The organism is Variovorax sp. 01T439_2 (assembly GCF_056398445.1).
On record NZ_JBFTPJ010000997.1, the window covers coordinates 1 to 2,083 of the forward strand.

Annotated in this window: 3 protein-coding genes and 1 pseudogene; all 4 read right to left on the reverse strand. The window is 65.8% G+C overall.

The features are described 5' to 3' along the window. The coding region (locus AC1DOC_RS30935; RefSeq protein ID WP_478131253.1) for an ABC transporter permease at nucleotides 1-430 on the reverse strand (430 nt) is incomplete at its 3' end. Next, the gene (locus AC1DOC_RS30940) at nucleotides 427-1,200 is read right to left on the reverse strand and encodes an ABC transporter ATP-binding protein (RefSeq protein ID WP_478131254.1); all 774 of its coding nucleotides are present in this window, start codon (nucleotides 1,198-1,200) and stop codon (nucleotides 427-429) included. The genes AC1DOC_RS30935 and AC1DOC_RS30940, both read right to left, overlap by 4 nt. 52 nt (nucleotides 1,201-1,252) lie before the next feature. Beyond that, entirely contained in the window at nucleotides 1,253-1,531 is a 279-nt protein-coding gene (locus AC1DOC_RS30945; RefSeq protein WP_478131255.1) for a hypothetical protein, read from the reverse strand. Between the two features lie 163 nt (nucleotides 1,532-1,694). Further along, nucleotides 1,695-2,066, reverse strand: a pseudogene (locus AC1DOC_RS30950) (ABC transporter substrate-binding protein); the annotation flags it as partial. Nucleotides 2,067-2,083: the final 17 nt, after the last annotated feature.

Genomic DNA, 2,083 nt, shown 5'->3' on the forward strand with positions numbered 1-2,083 from the left:
CTTCGATGCCGGCCCTGCTGCTGGAGATGAGCGGCCAGATACTGGCGAACACCGTCACGGTGATCTCGGTCTTCCATGAAAAACCGAAGACCAGCACCGCGGGTGGAATGAGCGCCACCGCCGGCAACGGCCTGAGCAGTTCGATGAAGAGCGACAGCATGGTGCGAAGCGTGCTGAAGGTGCCCAGCGCCATGCCGAGCGGTATGCCTATGAGCAGGCAGATCGCCCAACTCGCGAGGGCCGCGGCGAAGGTGTGCGCGGCGTCCGCGACCAGGCGCCCGTCGATGAGACTCTCGGTGAGCGCGCGACCGATCTCGGTGGGCGTGGGCAGCACGTTGAAACCGTCGTTGACCATGACGGCGAGTTGCCAGGCGCCGAGGAGCGCGACGGGCAACAGCCATTGGCGGGCCCTGCGCGAGTGGCCGGTCATCGGGCGGCTCCGTGCAAGCGCTCCAGCAACTCGTGCCGCGCGTGCAGGTATTCCGGCATCTCCTTGGTGGAAATCTGGTCGCGGCGCGCGGGGAGAGGCGGGCGTATTTCCGAAGCGATCGTTCCCGGCGATCCTGCGAGCAGGACGACGCGATCGCCGAGATAGACGGCCTCGTCCACGTCGTGCGTGATGAAGACGATGGTGGCACCGGTGCTCGCCTGAATGTTGCGCAGCTCGTCCTGCAGCTTTGCTTTCGTCATGRCATCGAGCGCACCGAAGGGCTCGTCCATCAGCAGGACCTTGGGTTGCAATGCCAGGGCGCGCGCAATCTGTAGCCGCTGTTGCATGCCGCCGGAAAGCTTGGCGGGGTATTCCCGTTCGGCCTTCTGCAGGCCCACCAGCGCGAGCGCCGTGTCGATGCGCCGGTCGAGCTCTGCGCCGGAGATTTTTTCCTCGATGCCGAGCGCGACGTTAGCGCGCACGGTTCGCCACGGCAGCAGGGCATTGCCGTAGTCCTGGAACACGGTCACGACGCCTTCGGGCGGGCTGCGGAACGCCTTGCCTTCGTATAGGACGGCGCCGCTTGTCGGCGCGCAGAAGCCGCCCAATGCGCGCAGCAGGGTGGTCTTTCCGGTGCCCGATCCGCCCACCAGGCACAGAAACTCCTGCCGGCCCACTTGCAGGTCGATGCCCTGGAGGATCGTCTTGTCGCCGATGGCCGATGCCAATCTGACTTCTGCGCGTTCGCAGCTGAATACGGGTGAATTCATGTTTCTCTGGCCCGAGGGCCGTTGTCTCTTCGGGTTGTCTCTTTGCGTTGCGTCACTCGAAGCTGGCGCCCGCCGCGGTCAGCTTCTCGTTGATGGCGCCTACAGCCAGAGACGCCTTGATCCAGGTGTCGATCGCCGCGTCGTCCAGCCGGGTGCTGTAGGCGGGCAGGCGCACCGCGTTGGCGATCTCGTCGGGCAGGCGTGTCCACTTTGTGAGCACCGCGCGCGATGCCTTGTCGTTCTTCTGGATGTATTGATTCGCCTCGTCGAGTGCCGCGCGCCAGGCGAGCACCGCCGCGCGGTTGTCTTTGGCCCACTGGCCGTTGGCCATCCAGCAGGTCAGCACCACCGGGTCCGCCACCGAGAGCATCGGATTGCCCAGGCTGGTCGTGGCGACCTTGCCCGGCGCGGAGGCAAAGGGGCTCGACGATCTCGGCCGCCGCGACGCGCCCGACCGCCAGTTGGTCGCCCATGTTGGCGAAGGCCATCTCCTGGAAGCGGATGTCGTTGGTGTCGATGCCCTGTTGGCGCAGTGCGTTCAGCGTTGCAATGTGGATCACGCCGTTGAGCGAAGGCGTGGCGACGACCTGCCCCTTGAGGTCGGCCATGCGCTTGACCGGTCCGTCTGCGCGGGTCAGCAGGCGCATCTGCTGGTTGCTCGACATCTCCTGGGTGTTGCCCGCGATGCCGACGACGTCCAGCTTCTTGAGCCGCGCCTTGATGATGTCGATGGGCGTGCAGCCCGATACCTCGAACTGCCGGCCCAGTGCGCCCACGACGGTCGAGACGTTCTGCACCGTCGTGATCTCGACGTCCAGGCCATGGGCCTCGAACAGACCTTTGTCCTTGGCGACCCACAGCGGCAGCCATGCAGCCGAAACGA